This is a genomic window from Candidatus Poriferisodalis sp. (assembly GCF_965203655.1).
Lineage (GTDB): Bacteria > Actinomycetota > Acidimicrobiia > Acidimicrobiales > Poriferisodalaceae > Poriferisodalis.
Window position 1 is genome coordinate 28,459 of the sequence record NZ_CBDBDD010000008.1, and the last position, 19,932, is coordinate 48,390.

Genomic DNA, 19,932 nt, shown 5'->3' on the forward strand with positions numbered 1-19,932 from the left:
GTGAGACAGGACTCTCGTCGCAGTCAACCCTGCACAGCGCACGCCTAGCATTCGGATCGTCCCCCTGACAGGGAGGTGACTATGCGCAGCTGGGATTCGATGGAGGACTTCGAGGCCTTTCTGGATGACGGCGGGCTGGTGGAGCCCGACGACGACATGCCAGACGCATACCGCGAGGCGGTGTTCCGGTTCATCGAGCTGCACGCCAACAGCGAGTACATGGGCGGGCTCACCGAGCGCGACTGGATCGCCAAGGCGCCGGGACTGACGAACAAGCTCACGGCCCTGGCCAAGACGCAGGACGAGATCGGTCACGCGCACCTGCTGTACATGGTGGCGGCCGACATGGGCGTGAAGACCCGTGACGAGATGACGGCCGATCTGCTGGCCGGTCGCACCACATTCCACAACGTGTTCCACTACCGGGCCTATTCGTGGGGCGACCAGATCGCGATCGCGTACCTGGTGGACGCGGCCGCGCTGGCCAGCCAGCAGGCGGTGTTCAAGAACTGCAGCTACGGGCCCTACAAGCGCATCCTGCGGCGGATCATCGCCGAGGAGGGCTTTCACATGCGCAACGGTGAGGAGTTGCTGCTGAAGATGGCCAAGGGCATCCAGCAGCAGCACGACATGATGCAAGAGGGCCTCGACCGCTGGTGGTGGCCGTCGGTGCAGCTCTTCGGGCCCGACACCCGGCCCGACGACGTGCTGCTGCGATGGCACATCAAGTCCGAGCGCAACGAGGTGCTGCGAGACCGCTTCGTGCAGAAGATGGTGCCCCAGCTGCAAGCGGCCGGCTTCACCATCCCCGATCCGGACCTTCACCAGGATCCCGACACGGGACGCTGGGTGAGCGGTGAGATCGACTGGGATGCGCTGAAGGCGGCGATCGCCGGCCGGGGGCCCGACAGCGAGCGTCGCTTGCGTGACGCCCGCAATGCCTGGGACGGCGCCTCGTGGGTGCGCGATGCGCTGGACGAGGCGGCTGCGGTGCCCGCATGAGCCGAGCGGCTCCCGCTGGTGTCGTCGCGGCGGTCCGCCGGTCCGTGTCGCAGGTATGCGACCCGGAGTACCCGGAGGTGACCATCGCCGAGCTGGGCATCCTCGAACGTGTCAGCAGCAGTGACGGCGGCTCGACCGTGCAGATCGAGCTCGTGCCGACCATGCTCGGCTGCCCTGCTCTCGACGTCATCGCCCGCGATGTCACCGATGCTGCGCGAGCGGCGTGTGCCGGTGCCGACATCTCGATCGAAGTGGCCTTCGTGGACGACCCCGTGTGGACACCAGACCGGATCGCGCCGTCCGCGGTGGGCTTTCTGGCCCGTGAGTATTCGGTGGCAGTGCGACGCCGGTCCGCGGACGCGAGCTGCCCGATCTGCGGCGGCACTTCCCTGGAGCACCGTTCGGACTTCGGGCCGACGCCGTGCCGCAGCGTCGAGTGGTGCCCGAGCTGCCGGAACCCCGTCGAAGTCGTCGGCAGGGTTGACCTTCCGGCCGCCATGGAGGCGGCGCCAGCTAGCCCAGTGCCCGCATGAAGACCTACGAGGTGTTCCTCAAGCGTGCGGGCAAGGACCCCTTCACGCACGTCGGCGCACTCGAAGCTCCCGACGACGACTTGGCGCTCAGCTTCGCCCGCGACTGCTACGCGCGCCGGTCGGAAGGGGAGCAGATGTGGGTCGTGGCCCGCGAGGATCTGCTGGTCGCCGACCCCACAGAACTGGAGATGGCCGACCGGGACCATCGCCACAACGACGGCGCCTTTCTGCGAGATCTGCGCCAAGCCGGCAGCGCCGAGCCAACGTGAAGGACAAGGGCGAAACCGAACCCGTGACCACGATCGATCCGACCGGCGATCCTGCGCAAACCCCTGGCGCACGCGAGCTCGTGCTGGCGCTCGCCGACGACGAGCTGTGCATCGGACAGAACTTGGGATGGTGGATCGCAGTAGGGCCGTTTCTGGAAGAGGACTTGGCGCTCACGTCCATCAGTCAGGACGAGCTGGGTCACGCCCGCGCGCTGTACGGGCTGCTGGGCGATGACATCGACGCGATGGCATACGGGCGCGAACCGCACGAGTACCTCTGCGCCCACATCACCGAGCTTCCCTGCCACGACTGGGCCGAGACGCTGGTACGCCACTTCCTGTACGACACGGCGGAGACAGTGCGATGGAGCGCTCTGGTGGACTCGTCGTGGGAATCGCTCGGAGCCGTCGCACGCCGCGCCCTCGCCGAGGAACGGTCGCACCTGCGCCACGCCACCGGGCTGCTCGACCGGCTGCTGCGAACCGGCGCGGGCATCGCTCACCTGCTGCCACTGTTCGATCAGCTCGCGCCGATGGCAAGCGAGCTCTTCGAGGCTCCGTCAGGCTGCTCGGACGAGGCGCTCGTCGCTGCAGGCGTGATGACGTGCGGACTCGGCAACCAGCTCGCCCAATGGCAGGACATCGTCGGCGATGCACTCGGAAAGGCTGGGTATCAGCCGCAGTGGCCGGCCGCCGACCCGGAGGCGGCACCTCTGGGAGGCCGAGCCGGCCGGCGCTCGCCGCATTTCGCTGCGCTGCACGCCGAGATGGTCGAAGTGCTGTCGATCGATCCCTCAGCGCGCTGGTAGCGCCTCTGCCACAATCGCCGTCGGCCGAACGGCGAGGCGGGGGTCGACGCATGGCACTACGAGGAACATCGGTCGTCCGGCGCGAGGACGAGCCGCTGCTGCGCGGCCAGGGGCAATTCGTTGCCAATCTCGCAGCGGATGCTGAGTGGGACGGCGTGGTGCATGCGTGCTATGTGACGTCCACGGTTGCGCATGCCGTGATTGCCGGGCTTGACGTCAGCGAAGCCCGTCGCGCTCGCGGAGTCATCGATGTGGTCACGGCGGCCGATGTGGACCTCCCTCCGTACCCGGCCCCGAGTCCGGCGTTCGATGCCGCCATCGTGCGGCCCATGCTGGCTGATGACCGTGTCCGGTTCGTGGGCGAGCCCGTCGCAGTCGTGGTGGCCGAGACTGCTGCAACGGCGATCGACGCGGCCGAGCTGGTCGTCGTCAACTACGAGCCCCTGCCGGCGTTCGCCGATCCCGAGGCAGCGCTCAGCGCCCCCGCGCTGTTTGAGGGCATGGCGGAGCCGAACGTGGTGCTGCGCATGTCGCTGGACGGCGGGCAGGCCGATTTCGCTTCGTGCGAGGTGGTGGCCGAGGTGCGCACGGTGAACAACCGCATCGCGCCGTGCCCGCTGGAGCCCCGGGTGGCGGCGAGCCGCTGGGCCGATGACGGGCGTCTGCATCACATGAACGCCGGCCAGGGACCCCACCCGGTGCGCGCGGCGCTGGCCAAGATGCTCGGCCTCGAGCGCGACCAGATGCGCGTGTTCTCCCGAGACGTCGGCGGCAGCTTCGGCGCGAAGGCCCGCCCCCATCCCGAGGAAACCTTGCTGGGCTGGCTGTCGGATCGGCTCGGTCGGCCGGTGATGTGGGTCCCGTCCCGGAGCGACGACATGGTCGGCCTGGTGCACGGGCGCGGGCAGATCCAGTACTGCCGCATCGGCGGGACTGCCGACGGTCGCATCACGGCGTTCGAGGTACGGGTGATCCAGGACGCCGGTGCGTACGGGAACACCGGAGCGGCGCTGCCCAGCAACATCCAGGCGATGCTGACCGGCTGCTACGACATCGCCTCGCTCGGCTTCAGCTCCGTGTCGGTGCTGACCAACACGACCCCCATCGGCCCGTTCCGGGGCGCCGGCCGGCCAGAGGCCGCCGCGGCCATCGAGCGCGCCGTCGATGTATTTGCGGCGGAGGTCGGGATGGACCCCGTCGAGGTGCGCAGGAAGAACTTCCTGGCGCCCGAACGGTTCCCCTTCGAGACCCAGACCGGCATGCGGTACGACACGGGTGCGTACGAAGCGGGCATGGACGCTGCGCTCGATGCCGCTGACTACGCCTCGCTGCGTGCAGAGCAGGCCCACCGGCGCGCCGACGGCGACGACAAGCTGCTTGGCATCGGCATCGCCACCTACGTCGAGCGCACTGCCGGCCTCGGGCGCTCCGAGTATGGCGCTGTCGAGCTGGTTGAGGGCGGGCGGATCGTGGGCCGCACCGGGTCGTCGCCCTACGGCCAGGGCCATCACACGTCGTGGGCGATGCTGATCTCCGACCGCACCGGCATGCCGATGGATCGCATCGACATCGTTCACGGCGACACCGACGAGGTCCCGCAAGGCCAGATCACCGGCGGCTCGCGATCGGTGCAGCTCGCGGGCACGTCCATCTGGGAAGCATCCGGTGCCCTGGTTGACCAGGCGCGCACCGTGGCGGCCACGCTGCTGGAGGCTGACCCTGCCGATGTCACGCTCGACACCGATTCGGGCGCGTTTCACGTGGTCGGCACCCCGGCGGTCTCCGTGGACTGGGCTGCTGTGGCCCAACACCTCGCGGCGACCGATGGCGCCGGCGGCCCACGCCTGCTGCACGCCGAGGAGACGTTCGAGTCCGAAGCGCCGACCTTCCCCTTCGGCACCCACATCGCGGTCGTGGAAGTCGACCGCCACACGGGCGAAGTCGAACTGCAGCGGCTGGTGGCCTGCGACGACGCCGGCGTCATCGTCAATCCGCTGCTCGCGGAAGGACAGGTGCACGGCGGTCTGGCGCACGGCGCGGCGCAGGCGCTGTACGAGGAGTTCGTCTACGACGACGACGGCAACCCGCTCACCGCGAACTTTGCCGACTACCCGGTCGTCTCGGCTGCCGAGATGCCCTTCTTCGAGCGGGTGCTGCACGAGACGCCGACGCATGTCAATCCGCTGGGGGCCAAGGGCCTCGGCGAGGCCGGCTCAGTCGGCAGCACACCCGCCGTCCAGAACGCGGTCATCGACGCAGTCGCACACCTCGGCATTCGTCACCTCGACATGCCGCTCACACCGCAACGCGTCTGGCGCGCAATCACCGACGCGGCGACATCGATGGATTGACCGCAGCAGAGACGGCCTACATCCACGCGGGATGAGATTCATCGCCGCGGGTGAACTATCGAGTATTCGCAAGCAGCGCCTCGAATGCGGCCGGAGTCACTACCGGCGGTTCTTGCTCGTCCCATTCGAGCAGGTCTCGGTCGCCTGACACGATGACATCTGCTCGCTGATCGCGCGCCATCGACACCAAGTAGTCATCATGTGGATCCCGGGTGAGCCGCTCCGGTGCTGTGGGGTCCGGCACGATGATCGCATCCGCCGCGAGTAAGTCCAACAGCGCCGTGGCGGCTGAGTTTGAGATCAGTCGGCTGGTTCGCGGCCGGTCGAGCAGGACAGCGGAAACCTCACCGAGCAGCCGCGGGCAGGCAATCAAGTCAAAGCTGCTACCGGCGCGCCACAATTCGAGAATGCGATGAGGCGGTCCTGAGCCGATTGCAGCAGACACGAGCACATTGGCATCCAAGACCGCTCTCATTGCGATGCGGAAGGTCTAGCGCTGAGCGCGTTGGTGCCTAACAGCCCGCGTTTCCGTGACGGCAAGCGCCATCACGTCTTCGTCGCTGAGACGTGCGGTTGCGTCCTGGGGCGCATTCTGCGTTCGCGGGATTGACTTCGCGAAGCGACTACGGGCTTGCTCGCCCGTCAGGCCGAGTGCCTCCCCGATCTCGTCCCACGTTGCGCCGGCCAAGCGGGCTGATTGCATGAGCTCCCGGCAACGCGTTGGCAGTGGTGCTGATGAGCATCCGGCGCTGCGGAGCTGGTCGAGCGTCAATCCTGGCGATTGTGCGTCTGCCGCTGTGGCCATGCCTGCAAGCGTAAACGCAAGAGGCCGTCTCGACGAAACGGATTAACGCGGCGAGCCGCTTCAGCCGTCGTTGGAGTGCCTCTGCTCGTCCAGTTCGGCTTTGACGATCGGCCGAACGGCGGCCTTGGGCCCGTCAATCCAGTCGTTGCTTGAAATCGCGTCCCGGTTCCGATCCGCTCCGGTACGAAGGGGCGCTGCTCAACTGCCTGCGTCTAGCTCTTGAATGTCGATCGGCCTGACAGAGGTTTCGACAGCCTCGGGAAGCTCGGCATCAGTTTGAGACTCGACCACACCCAATTCCTTGAAGCGGCGACCCGTCACCATCACTCGTCCCTCAAACGATCCGACAGCGGCGTTGTAGGCATCGACTGCCTGGCTGAGGCCCCGACCAGACCTGGCAAAGAGTGCAGCAAATCTGCTCAACCGGGAATAGATCTCGTTACCGAGTTCGGCGACCCTCTCTGCATTTTCCTCAACCATCTGGCGCTGCCAAGCCAACGCCACGGTGCGGAGGTACATCACCAAGAGCCCTGGCGTGGCCAGCAACACGTTGTGCTCCCTCAGGAGACTGTCGAAAATCGCTGGGTCGTCATCGAGCGCCGCGTCGACCATGGGCTCGCTCGGGAGATACATCACAACCGCGTCTGGAGATCCGTCGACGAACTCTTGGTAGTTGCGCCGCGCGAGCACCTTCGCGTGATCACGAAGACTCTGGGAGTGCTTTTTCAGCAGCGCCCTCTTCTGTTCGGGATCGTCGGTGTTCATTGCGCTGAGGTATGACTCGAACGGTGTCTTGGCGTCAATGACCACTTTCGCTCCGCCCGGGATATTGACAATCACGTCGGGCCGCTGACGGCTGCTGGCACTATCAGCGCCAACCGAAGGCTGCTCGACGAAGTCGATGTGTGCGCTCATGCCGACATGCTCGAGCACATTGCGTAGATGCTGCTCGCCCCAGTCGCCCCTGGCCTTCGAATCGCTCAGAATCTGCCTCAGACCGCTTGTCTCTGACATCAGCTTGTTCACGCTGTCCGACACCTTGGCGGAGTCCTCGGCACGGGCAGTGTCGGCCTTGCTCACGAATTCATGCAGCTCGGCAAGTCGCTCGCGCATCGGATCGACCAATGCCTGCACCGTCTTGCCGGCGTTGGACGTTTGCACGTTGGCCAGATCGCGGAACTCCTTCATGAAGTTCGCCCGGGTGGTCTCGCTGATGTCAGCAGCAATCTGCTTGAACCTTGTTTCGAGTTCTGCCTGTTGCCGTTTCAGTTCGTCGACGCGGGCGGTGCGGTCGGCTTCGACCGCCGCCAGCTGCGTCCGCAACTTGACAGCAGCCTCGCGCTGCGCTGCCAACTCATCGCGAGACGTGTCGCGTTCGGACTCCAAGTTCGCCGTGCGGCGGGACAGAGCAGCCCACGCGACGCTGGTGCCTGCGGCGAGGCCAATGAGCAATCCGAGCACGACAGCGAAACCGGTGGACATGGGGCGTACTCCTCGGTGAGGTCTTGTTCCGGCGGTCGGCGGACTCGCCTAGCCGGAACGTGCTGCTCATTGTCTAGCGAGGGGCTGTGACGCGGCGGCGGCCCGTCGTCCGCCGCTCGTCCCGGCCCGGGACACACCACTAGCGTCGGCGTCGGTGCACAGCGTGACCACCCACGGGCCCGAATGGTTCACGAGCAGCAACGTCTGCGGCCGCTGAGACCTTGGCGCGCCCGTTCGGCGGCTCTCGCAACGGTCCTGCTGCTGGCGGGCGCGTGCAGCTCCATAACCGCCGAACAGGCTGATTCGACGGGCGCGTCCCAAGAGGCAGGCGACCCGACCGGCACGCCCGCAGAGTTGCCCGCCGCCACCACTCAACCGCCGCGTGAGGTCGGCTCGGACGATCGGGCGGTCGAGGGCACCGCGCCCCGCCGCGGCGGCACGCTGCGGGTGCTGCTGGCAGCCGATCCCACACCCGTCACCGGCTGGACGCCGTGGGATCACGTGTGCGCATGGTCGTGCCGCAGCGTCGTGGACCATGTGCTCGAGACGCTCACCGTGGTGCTCGCGGACGGTTCGGTCGCTCCCTGGCTGGCGGAGTCGGTGTCGGCCGATTCCTCGCTCCAGCGCTGGACCATCCGCCTGCGACCCGACATCACCTTCACTGACGGCGAGCCGCTGGATGCGCTGACGGTCAAGACCGGCATCGATGACTACTTGCGTTCAGGGCGCGCCAGCGGCGGTCACCTGCGCGACGCCCGCATCACCTCGGTCATCGTGCTGGACGAGCTCAGGCTGGTCATCGAGCTCAGCGAACCCAACGCGGGGTTGCCGGCCGCACTGGCCGGTCCCGTGGGACGTGTCTTCTCCATTGCGGCTGCAGCGGCAGACCCGGACGGCTTCGCAAGAGCGCCGGTGGGCACCGGGCCGTTCACGTTCGGCAGCTGGTCGCCGGGTGAGCCAGCCGTCCTCGAGTCCAATCCGGGCTACTGGCGAACCGCTGCAGACGGCTCACCGCTGCCGTGGGTGGACGAGATCCGCTTCACCGAGATTCCGGGCGAGCGAGATCGCCTCGCAGCGCTCGTCGAAGGTCGCGGGGACGTGCTGATGTCGCGATCGGCGGAGCTCGCCACCGCCCTCAGCACCACGACAGACGGCGCAGGTCAGCCGCTCAGCGTGGTTCGTCGCTTCGACGACAACGCCGGCGTCGTCTTGTTCAACCTGCTGCGTGCCCCGCTCGACGACATCCGCGTACGGCGGGCGCTGATCGCAGCCGCCGACCAGGACGTGCTCATCCGGGCACTCGGGACCGACGTCGACTGGATGGCCGCAACGCAATGGTGGGCGCCCGGCAGCATCTGGTACGCGGCAGATGTGGCGCTGGCATGGCCCGATCACGATCTCGAACGGGCCCGATTGCTGCTGCGCGAGTACACGGAGGATCCCGAGCGCTCCGACGACCGAGACCCCGGCGAGCCGGTACGGGTGCGGCTGCTGTGCACCGACGATGTCGCGCTCGCCCGGATGACGACGGCACTCCAACGGCAGTGGGAGCGCATCGGGCTCGTCGACGTCGAGGTCGAGACGCTCGCGCGCACCGGCCTCATCGGCCGCGTCATGGGCTCGGTGGTCCAGAGTCCTTCGTTCGCGGGAGACTTCACGGCCGCGTGCTGGCGCGTCGGGGGCGAGTCGGACCCGGCGCTGCTGGCGACGGTGGCAGTCGGGCCGGTGAGGACCACGCCGTTGAACGCTTCCAACTTGACCGGCGAGCACTTGGCCGCGCTGGCGAGCCTGATCAAGTCGACGAATGACCTCCAGGAGCGACGTCAGGCCGTGGCCCAGTTCTCCGCAGAGCTCGCCAACGAGGCGCCGTGGGTGTACCTGGGCTACGCCTCGAGCGCCATTGCAGCGTCTGCGGCTGTCGGAGGCCTGGGCACCACGACGCTGCCCGGCGGCGACATCGTCGAAGGCCAGCGACTCGGTATGAGCCGCTACGACGAGGCGTGGCTGCGACATGAGTGACAGTGCTGCACCTCGAACGCGGCCGCTCGGCTGGCTGCGGCAGCCGCAGTGAAGGCGCACGGCGGTGACTGAGGGGGTGCCTCCCGAGCTGCCGCCGTCGAGCGCTGCACAACTCGGTTGGCAGCGGCGAGCTGCTGGGCCACAGCTGCCGCCGGGTCATCGCGTGAGCCGGGTCGCGGTCGAGCATCGCGGCGCCTACGAACTCGTCGACGGCACCGGCGCGGTGATCGGGGCACTGGATGCGGCCGTGCGCAGGGCGGCCCGCACGCCATTCGACTATCCGACGGTCGGCGACTGGGTCGTCCGAACGCTCGAAGCACGGCATGACCGCCGTGTGGCGATCACCAGCGTGCTGGACCGCAGTTCGCTGCTGTGCCGGCGCGCTGCGGGACCGCACGCGCGACCGCAACTGGTGGCAGCGAATGCCGATGTGCTTGCGGTGGTGATGACCCCTGCATCTGCCAGCGATGCTGCCTTGGCGGACACGGTCGGATCGGCGGCACCGGGCGTCGGAATCGGGCACCGGGTCGAGTGGTATCTCACGGCGGCATTCAGCGGCGGCGCTCGACCCGTGATCGTCGTGAACAAGATCGACACGGTGTCGAACGCCGAATACGAGGCGACCGTCGATGCGCTGCGACGCCGGCTCGGCTCCGCAGCGGCGGAGGTACCGATCCTGGCAACCAGCGCGCTCGACGGCCGCGGGCTCGACAGCCTTGGAGCCCTGGCCGGCGACGGCGCGACGGTCGCCCTCAGCGGCCCGTCCGGGGTCGGCAAGTCATCGCTGGTCAACCGGCTCGCTGGAGGCGAGGTGATGCCTGTGGCCCCGCTGAGTCCGGACGGCCGCGGTCGTCACACGACAGTGCGGCGCCAGCTCGTTCCGGTCGGCGGGCCCGACGGGGGGACATTCGTCGACACCCCGGGCTTGCAGGATCTGATCCCCTGGAGCGGCGATCTGGGCCTGCCAGCAGCGCCAGCCGTGCTCGACGGCGTGGCGCAGACGTTTGGCGATATCGCGGCGCTCGCTCAGCACTGCCGCTTTGCCGACTGCTCACACACGGTCGAGCCAGATTGCGCAGTCATTGCTGCGGTGCAATCGGGCGAGTTGGCAGCCGAGCGCCTGAGCACCTACCTCGAACTCGTCGCCGACATGGAAGCGGGCAACGCGCTCAGCGACCCTTGAACTCGGGGCGGCGCTTGTTCATGAACGCATCCACGCCCTCTTGGTAGTCCTCGCTGTCAAAGCAGGCCCGGATCATCGCCTCGACCTCGGTGAAGTCACGCTGAGACTCCGGTTTTTGCCATTGGGTCAGCGCCGCCTTCGCGGCGGCAATGGTCAGCGGGGCGTTCTGGCCGATGAGGTCGGTCCATTCCTCCACTGAGGCCTCGAGGTGCGCCTTGGGCACCACCCGGTTGACGAGACCCATCTGCAGGGCCTCCTGCGCGCCGAAACGGTCGGCCAGGAAGAAGATGCGCTTGGCTGCGGAGGGCCCGACCAGCCGCATCAGCGTGCCGATGCCGGCTGCGCCGTAGCCGAGTCCGAGGCGGGCTGCGGGGATCGTGAACTGCGCATCCTCGGCAGCGACGCGCAGGTCGGCCGTGAGGGCCACCGCCAGACCGCCGCCGATGCAATAGCCGTGAATGGCAGCGATGAGCGGCTTGGACAGTCCCAGCAGCGAGGCGTGCGCTCTCGACGTCGTGTCGTCGTAGTCACGGTTGCCGCTTGCGTCAGATCGCTGCTCGCCGAATTGGCTGATATCGGCGCCTGCCGCGAACGCGCGCTCACCGGCTCCGCGGATCACCACCACGCGGATCTCGTGGTCGTTCTCGAGCTCGGTCGCGGCGTCGGTGATGCCGTTCCACATCTGCGCGCTGATGGCGTTGTGCCGCTCCGGATGGTCGAGAATGATGCGGCCCACATGGCCGTCGCGTTCGAGATGCACCTGCCCGCTCACGGCGGCCGACGCTACCGCCCGGCCAGTGGACATGCCCGAGATTGACGTGCCGACGCAGCGCGCGCAGCCGGTGGTGCGAGGGATCGAGTGAGGCTCGAACTCAGGATTCGGGCGGCACCCAGCTGGCGTCGCGGCGTTCGCGGAATGCGGCGATGCCTTCGGCGGCTTCCTCGCTCTGGAACAGCCGCTGGCTCAATTCGGCCGTCCACTCCCAGGCTTCGCTGCGTGGCATCTGCGGCACCCTCGTCACGAGCTGCTTGGTGTTGGCCAGCGCGTTGGGCCCGCCCCGCACCAGGCGACGCAGTGTCGCTGCCACTTCGTCGTCGAGCTGGTCGCGCGGCACCGCTCGATTGATCAGCCCGGCCGCAGCCGCTCGGGGGGCAGGCACCCGCTCGCCCTCGAGGAACAGCTCGCTGGCATCGGCACGGCGCAGCTTCGGCAAGCAGACTACCGAGATCACAGCGGGCGCCACGCCGATGCGAACCTCGGTGAATCCGATGATGGCGTCGTCGGCGGCAATCGAGATGTCCATCGCCGCGGCCAGCCCCACGCCGCCGGCGGTGACATGACCTGCCAGCCGGCCCACCACAGGCTTGTCACAGGTCATGATCTTCTCGAGGATTTCCACGAAGTTGTGGCGCAGCGTCGGCTGGGGCACACCGGGCTGGGCGGCGCGCAGGTCCGCACCAGCGCAGAACGTGTTGCCCACATGGGTGAACAGGATCGCTCGCACTCCAGGGTCGGCCAGTGCCGCTTCGAAGTGATCGCCGACGCCGTTCACGATCTCGACGCTGAGCGCATTGCGGTAGTCGGGCCGGTTCAACGTGATTGTTGCCACGCCACCCGCGACCTCATAGAGCACGGCCGCATCGGGGTCGTCTATCGGCGTGCGATTGTCGGTGCCGTCGCCGGCAAGATCCTCTGACATCGCAGCGATGCTAGGCAACCGGGCTCGGGCAGGAGTCGCCATTGAGGCATGACCTGCCGGCGCGGCCGAACGCGCTGTGCGAAGCATCGGCGAAAATCGCTTTCGTGCCCATTAGCGGCTGCTGTAGCGTCAATGATGACGAATAGCGAGCACAGGTGCCGTCGTGGCCGCAACCCCGCAACCAGTTGATCCCGCCGCCGACCCATCGGCCGATGACGGCATGGTTTCCCTCGCAGACCTCCACGCTGCGGCCGGAGTTGCGCCCCTGCCGCCTGATCAGAGCACGGGCGTCATCTACGGCTCCGACGAAGCGCATCTCGCCCACCTCACCGCTCAGCCGTACGAGCCTGCGGACGCTTGAGCGCGCGCAGCTGTGGTGATCCCGGCTGTGGAGACGGTCGGCGTGAAGTTGGCTGCGGCCATCCCTGCACTGTGGGCGAACGTCGCGGTCAGCGGCTCAAGACCGACGCACTGAGCGTCTTGCTGATCTTGATGTGTTGCTTGAGCTAACTGGACCTATGGAACCTCGTTGGGCTTGATGGCATGTCAGTGCCGTAACTGCGGCGAAGCATCAACTCCCAAGCTTGCGGCTGAGGTTCATAACCGCTGGTCAGAGGCTGTTTTTGGGGTGTGCCTTAATCGTTCGTATTGTGCACAGGCTTGATGCGCTGTGTCAAGCCGTGTCGCGGCGGTGTCTACGCGCTGTGCTGGCTGGGTGGGTCGCCGTCGTTGTCTGGGTGCGTGAGGGCCTGTTGGTGTGCTTGGGCGTTGGCTTGGGCGGCAGCGTCGTGGTTGATGGTGCGCAGCAGGGATCTTGCTGATGAGCGGGTCCAGGTGGTGTTGCCGGTGGGGGTGGCGATGTCGGCGTCGGTGAGCGCGGCTGCGATCTGGGCGAGGCTGTGTCCGGCTGAGCGCAGGCGGGATGCGAGCTGCTTGGTGGTCTCGCTGTGGCGGCTGGGCCGTCCGAATCGGGTGCCGCGCAGTCGGGCGATCTCGAGCGCCTCGGTGGTGCGGATGCGTGCCATGTCGGCTTCGAATTCGGCGACGAGGGCGCGAAACCCTATGCACATGCGGCCTTCGGGGCCGCTGAGGCCCGCGGGGAAGTCGAGCACGGCGAGGGTCCAGCCCTCGGCCTGGGAGCGTTCGTAGAGGCGCAGCAACTCGATCGTGGAGCGCGCTAGGCGGTCTGAGCGCGCTACGGCGAGCACCTGGAGGTGGCCGTCGTTGAGCTGCTCGAGCGCTGCTTGCGGCAGCGGCCTGCGCTCGGTGGGGGTCTTGCCTGACACGGCGTCGTCGGTGATCCGCTCCACGATCTGCCAGCCGTGGGCTGCTGCGGCCCGGTCCACGGCGCGGTGCTGCGCGTCGGTGCCCAGGCCCGACGCGGCTTGGGCGCCCGTGGACACCCGCGCGTAGGAGATCGCCTTCAGCACGTCGGTCTCAGGTGTGTTTTCGGTGTTTTCGTTCATGCGGGGACTGTGCCTGAAGTGAACGATTCGCGCGCAGGCCGGCCCCGTTGGGCGGCATCAGCTGCATGGGTCCCCCTTCCGGGGCCGGCGGGTGCGCGGATCGCTCACACGCCAACCCGCCCGGAAGGAACCCGCCCATGTCCAAGAGAATCTGGGCAGCGCTCGCGGCGCTGCTCACGTTCGCGACGGTGCTCGCCGTCGTGCCGCTCGTCAATGCAGAACCCGCCGACGCGCACACCAAGACCGTGCGCCGCTGTGTTGCCGATCCGCCGATAAGTCACTGTTGGAACGAGTCAGTTCCGCACACTCACCCCAAGCCGAGGCCGTCCACGCCGCCCGATCCGTGCCCGCCGCCAGCGCATGAGCACGGCGACTACGGCTGCCATTGGTCAGGCGACCCCCACCCCACCACGACAACGACCACCACGACCACGACCGAGAAGAGGCGCAAGGTCTGCCCAGCGGGCACCTCGGGCACCCCGCCGAACTGCGTGCCCGACGTGTGCCCTGCGGGCCAGACCGGCACGCCGCCGAACTGCGTGCCCGACGTGTGCCCTGCGGGCCAGACCGGCACGCCGCCGAACTGCGTGCCCGACGTGTGCCCTGCGGGCCAGACCGGCACGCCGCCGAACTGCGTGCCCGACGTGTGCCCTGCGGGCCAGACCGGCACGCCGCCGAACTGCGTGCCCGACGTGTGCCCTGCGGGCCAGACCGGCACGCCGCCGAACTGCGTGCGAGACGCTGGCGGGACCGTCTCGGGCTGCGGGCACCCCTCCCAGCACAAGCACGACAAGCTCGGCTGCCACAACCGCAGCAGCGGCCACGACACCAGCCCGACGCGCTGCGGGCCGCGCTCGGCCTACCACAAGCACGACGGCAGCGGCTGCCACGTCGCCACGCTCGACCACTGCCACGACGGCCAGCACGCACACGAGGGCAGCGGCTGCCATGCCGAGGACACCGAGCACGGCAGGGGCCACGACACCGCCGACGGGCGATGCGTCGGACGGGTGCCGTCGCACGCTCACGACGGGTTCGCGTGCCATTCGGTCAACACCAATCACTGCCACGACGGCCAGCACGCGCATGACGGCGGGGGCTGCCACCCCATCGACCACGACTCCTGCCCGCTGGGCGAGCACGAGCATCTCAGCGAACAAACCAGCGGCTGCCACCCCACCGGCCGAGACCACTATTCTCATTTCGACGACATCAACGTCACTCAAGACGTTTTCGAGAGCATCGTCTCGGGTGCTCTGTGCCTAGCCGCGGGCGGGCTCGGGGCACTCGCCTGCGCGGGCGGTTTCACTTGGTTGAACTCCCAGAACGCGCGAGAGAAGCAGTTGGCGCTCCGAGAACTCAAGAAGGCTCATGACAAAATTGTCGAGGAAAAGAACCGCAAGGACCGGCCTTCAGACGACACCACGCCGAAGAAAACGCCTGACGCGACATCCACGACAGCGACGCCGAAGGGGACGCCCGGCACAACAGCTACCACCACGCCGCCGAAGCTGAGCACTGCCGACATCATCCAAGCGCAGCGCGACCTGCAAGCGGGCCGCATCACACCCGAGCAGCACCGCGAGATCGCCCGTCGCTGGGACTGCCAGCGCGGTTTCACTCACCGATGCTGAGAGGGCACCTAGAAAATGCAAGTGCAAACGCCGACTACAATCCAAACGCAGGAGCAACCGTCCATGCAAGAACAACCCGACACCGCGACGGCCCCGCCCGAGCAGAGCCGATGGCAGCGCTTGCTCATGAGGCCCCGCGACCGCAGCGAACGACTGGCTGCCATCTTGATCACTTTTCCAGCTGCCGTACTGACTTGTTTCGTGGTCATGGACCTCGTTCGGGAGTCATACCCAGTGCCGTCATGGTTCACCCCGCTGGCGATCCCGTTCATCCTCGGCGTGGTCACTGCCCACGCCGTTTGGTACTGGCGGCGCACGCCCGCCACCGCTGCGAGTTAGCGGCACGCGCTAGAGCATCTCGGGGTTGTCCCCGAGGCCGCAACCCGCAGGAAGCCCGCTGTGCCCGTAGCGCCTATGACACAGTCATCACCCGACACTATGACGGCTGCACCCGAACAGACACGATGGCAGCGCTGGCAAATGAAACCTCGCGACCGTTATGACTGGGTGGCCCTTTATGTGCTTGCTCTCGTACAATCGCTTGCAGTCTCTGTAACGGTGCATCGTGCCATTTGGACAGGCTGGCCGATCTGGCTCATGGTGCTGACACTGCTGGCCATCGCCTGCGTTCAAGTTGTCTGCTGGTGCCTCTGGTATAGACGGCGCACGCCCGTCACCGCTGCGAGCTAACGGCACCCGCTCGAGCCTCGGGGGCTGTCCCCGGGGCCGTGCTCACAGGAAGCCCGCCGCGCCCGTGGGCCGTCGGCACGATCGTCGACGCGGGCTGTAGCTGCGTGTTGCGTTGCGCGCGGGCCATTCCGATGGAGGACCCTGTGTGCAAGCCTGAGGCTGCACCGGGTTCGCGTGCCATTCGGTCAACACCAATCATTGCCACGATGGCGAGCACGCGCATGACGGCGGGGGCTGTCACCCCATCGACCATGACTCCTGCCCGCTGGGCGAGCACGAGCACCTCACCGAACAAGGCAGCGGCTGCCACCCCACCGGCCGAGACCACTACAAACCCAAGGAACCTTCCTATTTTGAGAACATCTCCACAGCTGTCGCTCAGTCGCTGCTCTGTGCTGGTATCGGTGGCCTAGTCGCCGGTCCCGTTGGCGCAGGGGCTGGCGTGATTGGCTGTCCGGCGTTGCTGGAAACCTTTGAGACGGCCACTGCGAAGCAGAGGCAGCAGATGCTTGAGGAAGCGAAGCGCAGGCACGCCGCGCTCGTCGAGGCAAAGGATCGACAGGACAAGCCATCGGGCGGCACCACGCCGAAGGAAACGCCTGACACGACAACCACGACAGCGACGCCGAAGGGAGCGCCCGGCACGACGGCCACAACCACGCCGCCGAAGCTGAGCACGGCCGACATCATCCAAGCCCAGCGCGACCTGCAAGCGGGCCGCATCACACCCGAACAGCACCGCGAGATCGCCCGCCGCTGGGACTGCCAGCGCGGGTTCAGCCACCGATGCTGACAGTGCGCCCGGTCGAACCACAAGCGCAAGAGCCGACTACAATCCGAACGCAGGAGAAACCGCCCATGACACCACCACCCGACACCATGACGGCCCCGCCCGAACAGACACGATGGCAGCGCTGGCAAATGAAACCCCGCGACCGTCGCGAGCGCGTGACCTTCTTTGTGCTGTGCTTCGTGGGTGCCTTTGTGAACATATGGGTGCTGAACTGGGCCGGGTCGACAGGCTGGCCGATCTGGTCCACGGTGCTGGTGGTCGTTGCTCTGGGGTGTGTTCTGTGGGCCTGCTGGTGCCTCTGGTACAGGCGGCGCAGGCCCGTCACCGCTGCGAGCTAACGGCACCCGCTCGAGCCTCGGGGGCTGTCCCCGGGGCCGTGCTCACAGGAAGCCCGCCGCGCCCGTGGGCCGTCGGCACGATCGTCGACGCGGGCTGTAGCTGCGTGTTGCGTTGCGCGCGGGCCATTCCGATGGAGGACCCTGTGTGCAAGCCTGAGGCTGCACCGCCAGACGGATGCAGGTCGGCGCCTGGCCGAGACCGACGTGGCGTCCGGGGCCTGACGGAGGGCCGGCGACGACGGCGAGCACGCGCATGACAGCGGGGGCTGTCATCCCGTCGACCATGACTCCTGCCCGCTGGGCGAGCACGAGCACCTCACCGACGAAGGCAGCGGCTGCCATCCAATGGGGCGAGACCACTACCAGCCGCGGGAACCCTCCTATTTTGAGAACATCTCCAAGACCGTCGTCGGGGGACTCCTGTGTGCTGGTGTCGCGACCGCTTCCGTCGCTGGAACGGCCCTCACCGGCGGTGCCGCCGCTGGCACCGTCTTGGGGGCCGGGCTTGCGTGCGCATCGCTGGTCACCCTCTTCGAGACGGCCAGCGATAAAGAAAAATGGCGGATGCTCGAAGAGGCGAACCGCAGGCACCGAGCGCTCGTCGAGGCGAAGAACCGGCAGGACAGGCCCTCGGGCGGCACCACGCCGAAGGAAACGCCCGACGCGACAACCACGACAACGACGCCGAAGGGGCCCTCAGCGTTGACGACAAGATCGAGGAACTGAAGCAGAACGCAGATGACCTGAAGCGGTTATCGAACGGGGCCGCAGCTAATCGGCTACTACGCGCCCAGCTGATCACGGCGATTCGCGCCCAGATAGCGCAAGGCCTCGGGCATGGCCTCGCGGCTGAGCTGCTGCACGACACCGCCGAGGACTACCTGAAGGAACGGCAACCAGAGCTGTTGAGGCAGTGTCGGCAGTGGGCCTCGAATTTGGCCGACTGGACAGACCTTCGCATTGTCTTGCCGTCCCCCGACGACAAGATGCATGCCAAGAAGCAGTCCGGTATCGACGATCTGCTGCGGGTGGCCGGTCCCCACGGCGAGCATCCGGCGCGGCGACAGTCCTTCGGAGCGCGCTCGCTGTTGTATCTCATGCTGCGACTGGCGACGGTGGCCGAACAGGGCGAACGCTTGGGCGTGCGGTTGCCGGTAATTCTCGACGATGTGCTCGTCGGCCTCGACGATGATCGTGCCGAGTGAGGTGTCCGCTTGCTGAGCCGTTTCTCTGAGCAGCACCAGACCGTCTTGTTGACCTGCCATCGCAACATTGCCGGACGCGCCAAGGCGGCGGGTGCCGTAGTGCTCAACATGCCGTGACCAACCGCCGAATGGCATCGCTGCTGTCCTTGTTTCATCCGACGTTTCATCCGGCATCGCCCTGAGGCAAGGGCAGCGAAGTAAACGCTCGCCTGTCGGTCAGGGGCCGAGTGAGGTCACGGGCGTGACGATGACGCCGTCTGTGCGGCGGTAGGCCGCCCCGGTCGAGGTCACCACCAGCAGTGCTGCCATGTCAGCGTCGCGTCGGCGCGCCACCTTGTCACGCAGGCGCAGCAGGGATGCGGCCGCGGCATCCACCGCGGAGCGGCCCGGGCTCAGCTTGGCCTGCACACCGATCCACGCTCCGTCGCTCCGTTCGATCACCGCATCTGCCTCGAGGCCGACGTTGTCGCGGTAGTGGTAGACGTCGGCGCCGACGCCTTGGCTCAGAATCCGCAGGTCTCGCACAACCAGCGACTCGAACAGCGATCCCAGCGCAGGCGTATCGGCCATGAGGCGCGCCGGCGTAGCCCGCAGCAACGATGCCGCCAGCGAAGGATCGACGAAGTGCAGTTTGGGCGATTTGCGCAACGAGGCCCGAGAGCGCAGCTCCACCGACCATGCCGGCTGCCGCTCGACGACGAAGATGCGCTCCAGGGCAGACAGGTATGAGCGCACGGTGGCGCTCGCCAGTGCCGAGTCGCCGCCCGCGTCCGCAGCCAGGCCGGTGAGCCTCGCTTCGGTTGCCACATTGCGAGCCACCGAACGCATCAGTCGCAGCAGCGCCTCGGGCTGATGCCGAACACCGACAGCTTCGGCAACCTCCACCCGCGCCGCCTCGTTGATGTAGTCGCCGATGGCGCCGCTGATGCCGGCTGCTTCGCCTCGTGGTCCGGCGCTGGCGCCCACGTTGGCGGGCCAGCCTCCGACGCAGATGGCGTCGACGACATCGACGAGCGAGACGTTGTCGCGGGGCACTGCCGCAGCAGCGTCGCCGTCGAACATCGACTGCAGCGATGCACTGCCGTCGGAGAGCCCGGATTCGTACAGCGACATCGGGCGCATGCGGATGCGGGCAATGCGCCCCATGCCCGAGTGGCGGGTGATCTCGTCGCTCGGCGATGCCGACCCTGTCAGGATGAACTGGCCGGGTCGGCTGCGGTCGTCGCAGGCCCGGCGCACCCGGTTCCACAGCGATGGTGCCATCTGCCATTCGTCGAGCAGTCGAGGCGAATCGCCCGCCAGCAGCGACTCGGGCGCTGTCTCGATGAGCAGCTGTGACGCAGGGTCATCGATGCGTGCTTCGCTGCGCGCGAAGCGGCGGGCGGTCCACGTCTTGCCGCACGCTCGCGCCCCGTCGATGAGCACGGCGCCCACCCGCGCCAGCGCTTCTGCAATCTGGTCCTCGATGACCCGTGGCTGATAGCCGGGCATGGTCAGCCGATCAGACGGCGGACTGTCTGCGGCGAGGGATTCAGCGTCGTTCATCGCAGCCGCTCCCGCTCTCGCCGCCGGCCGTGCCCCATCCGGCATCGCACTGAGACAAGGACATCAATATAGCGTTCTGCAAGCCACTTATGTATTGAATGAGAGACT

Annotated in this window: 18 protein-coding genes; 12 read left to right on the top strand and 6 right to left on the bottom strand. The window is 67.4% G+C overall.

Going from position 1 to position 19,932, the window contains the following annotated elements; translation table 11 throughout:
• Positions 1–81: 81 nt before the first annotated feature.
• From paaA to ACOGW9_RS08745, 5 genes are read left to right on the top strand one after another with little or no spacing between them, the layout of a single operon-like run.
• Positions 82–1,002 (top strand): 1,2-phenylacetyl-CoA epoxidase subunit PaaA, encoded by a 921-nt coding sequence (gene paaA / locus ACOGW9_RS08725; protein WP_419910337.1) that lies wholly within the window; start codon positions 82–84, stop codon positions 1,000–1,002.
• Entirely contained in the window at positions 999–1,535 is a 537-nt protein-coding gene (locus tag ACOGW9_RS08730) for an iron-sulfur cluster assembly protein (RefSeq protein WP_419910339.1), read from the top strand. The genes paaA and ACOGW9_RS08730 overlap by 4 nt, the downstream gene beginning before the upstream one ends.
• Entirely contained in the window at positions 1,532–1,804 is a 273-nt protein-coding gene (gene paaB, locus ACOGW9_RS08735) for a 1,2-phenylacetyl-CoA epoxidase subunit B (RefSeq protein ID WP_419910341.1), read from the top strand. Before ACOGW9_RS08730 ends, paaB begins: the two co-directional genes overlap by 4 nt.
• Entirely contained in the window at positions 1,801–2,613 is an 813-nt protein-coding gene (gene paaC, locus ACOGW9_RS08740; protein ID WP_419910343.1) for a 1,2-phenylacetyl-CoA epoxidase subunit PaaC, read from the top strand. The genes paaB and paaC overlap by 4 nt, the downstream gene beginning before the upstream one ends.
• 50 nt (positions 2,614–2,663) lie before the next feature.
• Entirely contained in the window at positions 2,664–4,964 is a 2,301-nt protein-coding gene (locus ACOGW9_RS08745) for a xanthine dehydrogenase family protein molybdopterin-binding subunit (RefSeq protein ID WP_419910345.1), read from the top strand.
• Between the two features lie 55 nt (positions 4,965–5,019).
• On the opposite strand, the gene ACOGW9_RS08750 is transcribed toward ACOGW9_RS08745, so the two are convergent.
• Entirely contained in the window at positions 5,020–5,439 is a 420-nt protein-coding gene (locus tag ACOGW9_RS08750) for a putative toxin-antitoxin system toxin component, PIN family (protein ID WP_419910347.1), read from the bottom strand.
• Positions 5,440–5,967: 528 nt separating this feature from the next.
• Positions 5,968–7,251 carry a DNA recombination protein RmuC gene (gene rmuC, locus ACOGW9_RS08755; protein WP_419910349.1) on the bottom strand — a complete coding sequence of 428 codons (1,284 nt, stop codon included), beginning with the start codon at positions 7,249–7,251 and terminating at the stop codon, positions 5,968–5,970.
• Between the two features lie 183 nt (positions 7,252–7,434).
• Here rmuC and ACOGW9_RS08760 point away from each other — a divergent pair, with 183 nt between their 5' ends.
• Both ACOGW9_RS08760 and rsgA read left to right on the top strand, forming a co-directional pair.
• Entirely contained in the window at positions 7,435–9,270 is a 1,836-nt protein-coding gene (locus ACOGW9_RS08760) for an ABC transporter substrate-binding protein (protein ID WP_419910351.1), read from the top strand.
• 64 nt (positions 9,271–9,334) lie between these two features.
• The gene (gene rsgA, locus ACOGW9_RS08765) at positions 9,335–10,453 is read left to right on the top strand and encodes a GTPase RsgA (RefSeq protein WP_419910353.1); all 1,119 of its coding nucleotides are present in this window, start codon (positions 9,335–9,337) and stop codon (positions 10,451–10,453) included.
• Here the strand turns inward: rsgA and ACOGW9_RS08770 are convergent.
• Complete coding sequence (locus tag ACOGW9_RS08770; RefSeq protein ID WP_419910355.1) at positions 10,440–11,225, bottom strand: enoyl-CoA hydratase; 786 nt, start codon at positions 11,223–11,225, stop codon at positions 10,440–10,442. The genes rsgA and ACOGW9_RS08770 overlap by 14 nt on opposite strands.
• Positions 11,226–11,325: 100 nt before the next feature.
• On the bottom strand, positions 11,326–12,153 hold the full coding sequence (locus ACOGW9_RS08775; RefSeq protein ID WP_419910357.1) for an enoyl-CoA hydratase/isomerase family protein: 828 nt from the start codon (positions 12,151–12,153) through the stop codon (positions 11,326–11,328).
• A 163-nt stretch (positions 12,154–12,316) separates the two neighbouring features.
• Between ACOGW9_RS08775 and ACOGW9_RS08780 the strand changes: the two genes are divergently transcribed.
• Positions 12,317–12,514 carry a hypothetical protein gene (locus tag ACOGW9_RS08780; protein ID WP_419910359.1) on the top strand — a complete coding sequence of 66 codons (198 nt, stop codon included), beginning with the start codon at positions 12,317–12,319 and terminating at the stop codon, positions 12,512–12,514.
• Between the two features lie 334 nt (positions 12,515–12,848).
• Here ACOGW9_RS08780 and ACOGW9_RS08785 read toward each other — a convergent pair whose 3' ends face one another.
• On the bottom strand, positions 12,849–13,619 hold the full coding sequence (locus tag ACOGW9_RS08785; RefSeq protein WP_419910361.1) for a recombinase family protein: 771 nt from the start codon (positions 13,617–13,619) through the stop codon (positions 12,849–12,851).
• 137 nt (positions 13,620–13,756) lie between these two features.
• Between ACOGW9_RS08785 and ACOGW9_RS08790 the strand changes: the two genes are divergently transcribed.
• From ACOGW9_RS08790 to ACOGW9_RS08805, 4 genes are all read left to right on the top strand, one after another.
• Positions 13,757–15,253 (top strand): hypothetical protein, encoded by a 1,497-nt coding sequence (locus tag ACOGW9_RS08790; RefSeq protein WP_419910363.1) that lies wholly within the window; start codon positions 13,757–13,759, stop codon positions 15,251–15,253.
• Between the two features lie 63 nt (positions 15,254–15,316).
• Positions 15,317–15,592, top strand: a complete 276-nt coding sequence (locus ACOGW9_RS08795) for a hypothetical protein (protein WP_419910365.1) — start codon at positions 15,317–15,319, stop codon at positions 15,590–15,592.
• An 856-nt stretch (positions 15,593–16,448) separates the two neighbouring features.
• Entirely contained in the window at positions 16,449–16,736 is a 288-nt protein-coding gene (locus ACOGW9_RS08800; protein ID WP_419910367.1) for a hypothetical protein, read from the top strand.
• Positions 16,737–17,631: 895 nt separating this feature from the next.
• Positions 17,632–18,279: a hypothetical protein gene (locus ACOGW9_RS08805; protein WP_419910369.1), complete on the top strand. Its 648-nt coding sequence runs from the start codon at positions 17,632–17,634 to the stop codon at positions 18,277–18,279.
• A gap of 216 nt (positions 18,280–18,495) precedes the next feature.
• Here ACOGW9_RS08805 and ACOGW9_RS08810 read toward each other — a convergent pair whose 3' ends face one another.
• Positions 18,496–19,824: an ATP-binding protein gene (locus ACOGW9_RS08810; protein WP_419910371.1), complete on the bottom strand. Its 1,329-nt coding sequence runs from the start codon at positions 19,822–19,824 to the stop codon at positions 18,496–18,498.
• Positions 19,825–19,932: the final 108 nt, after the last annotated feature.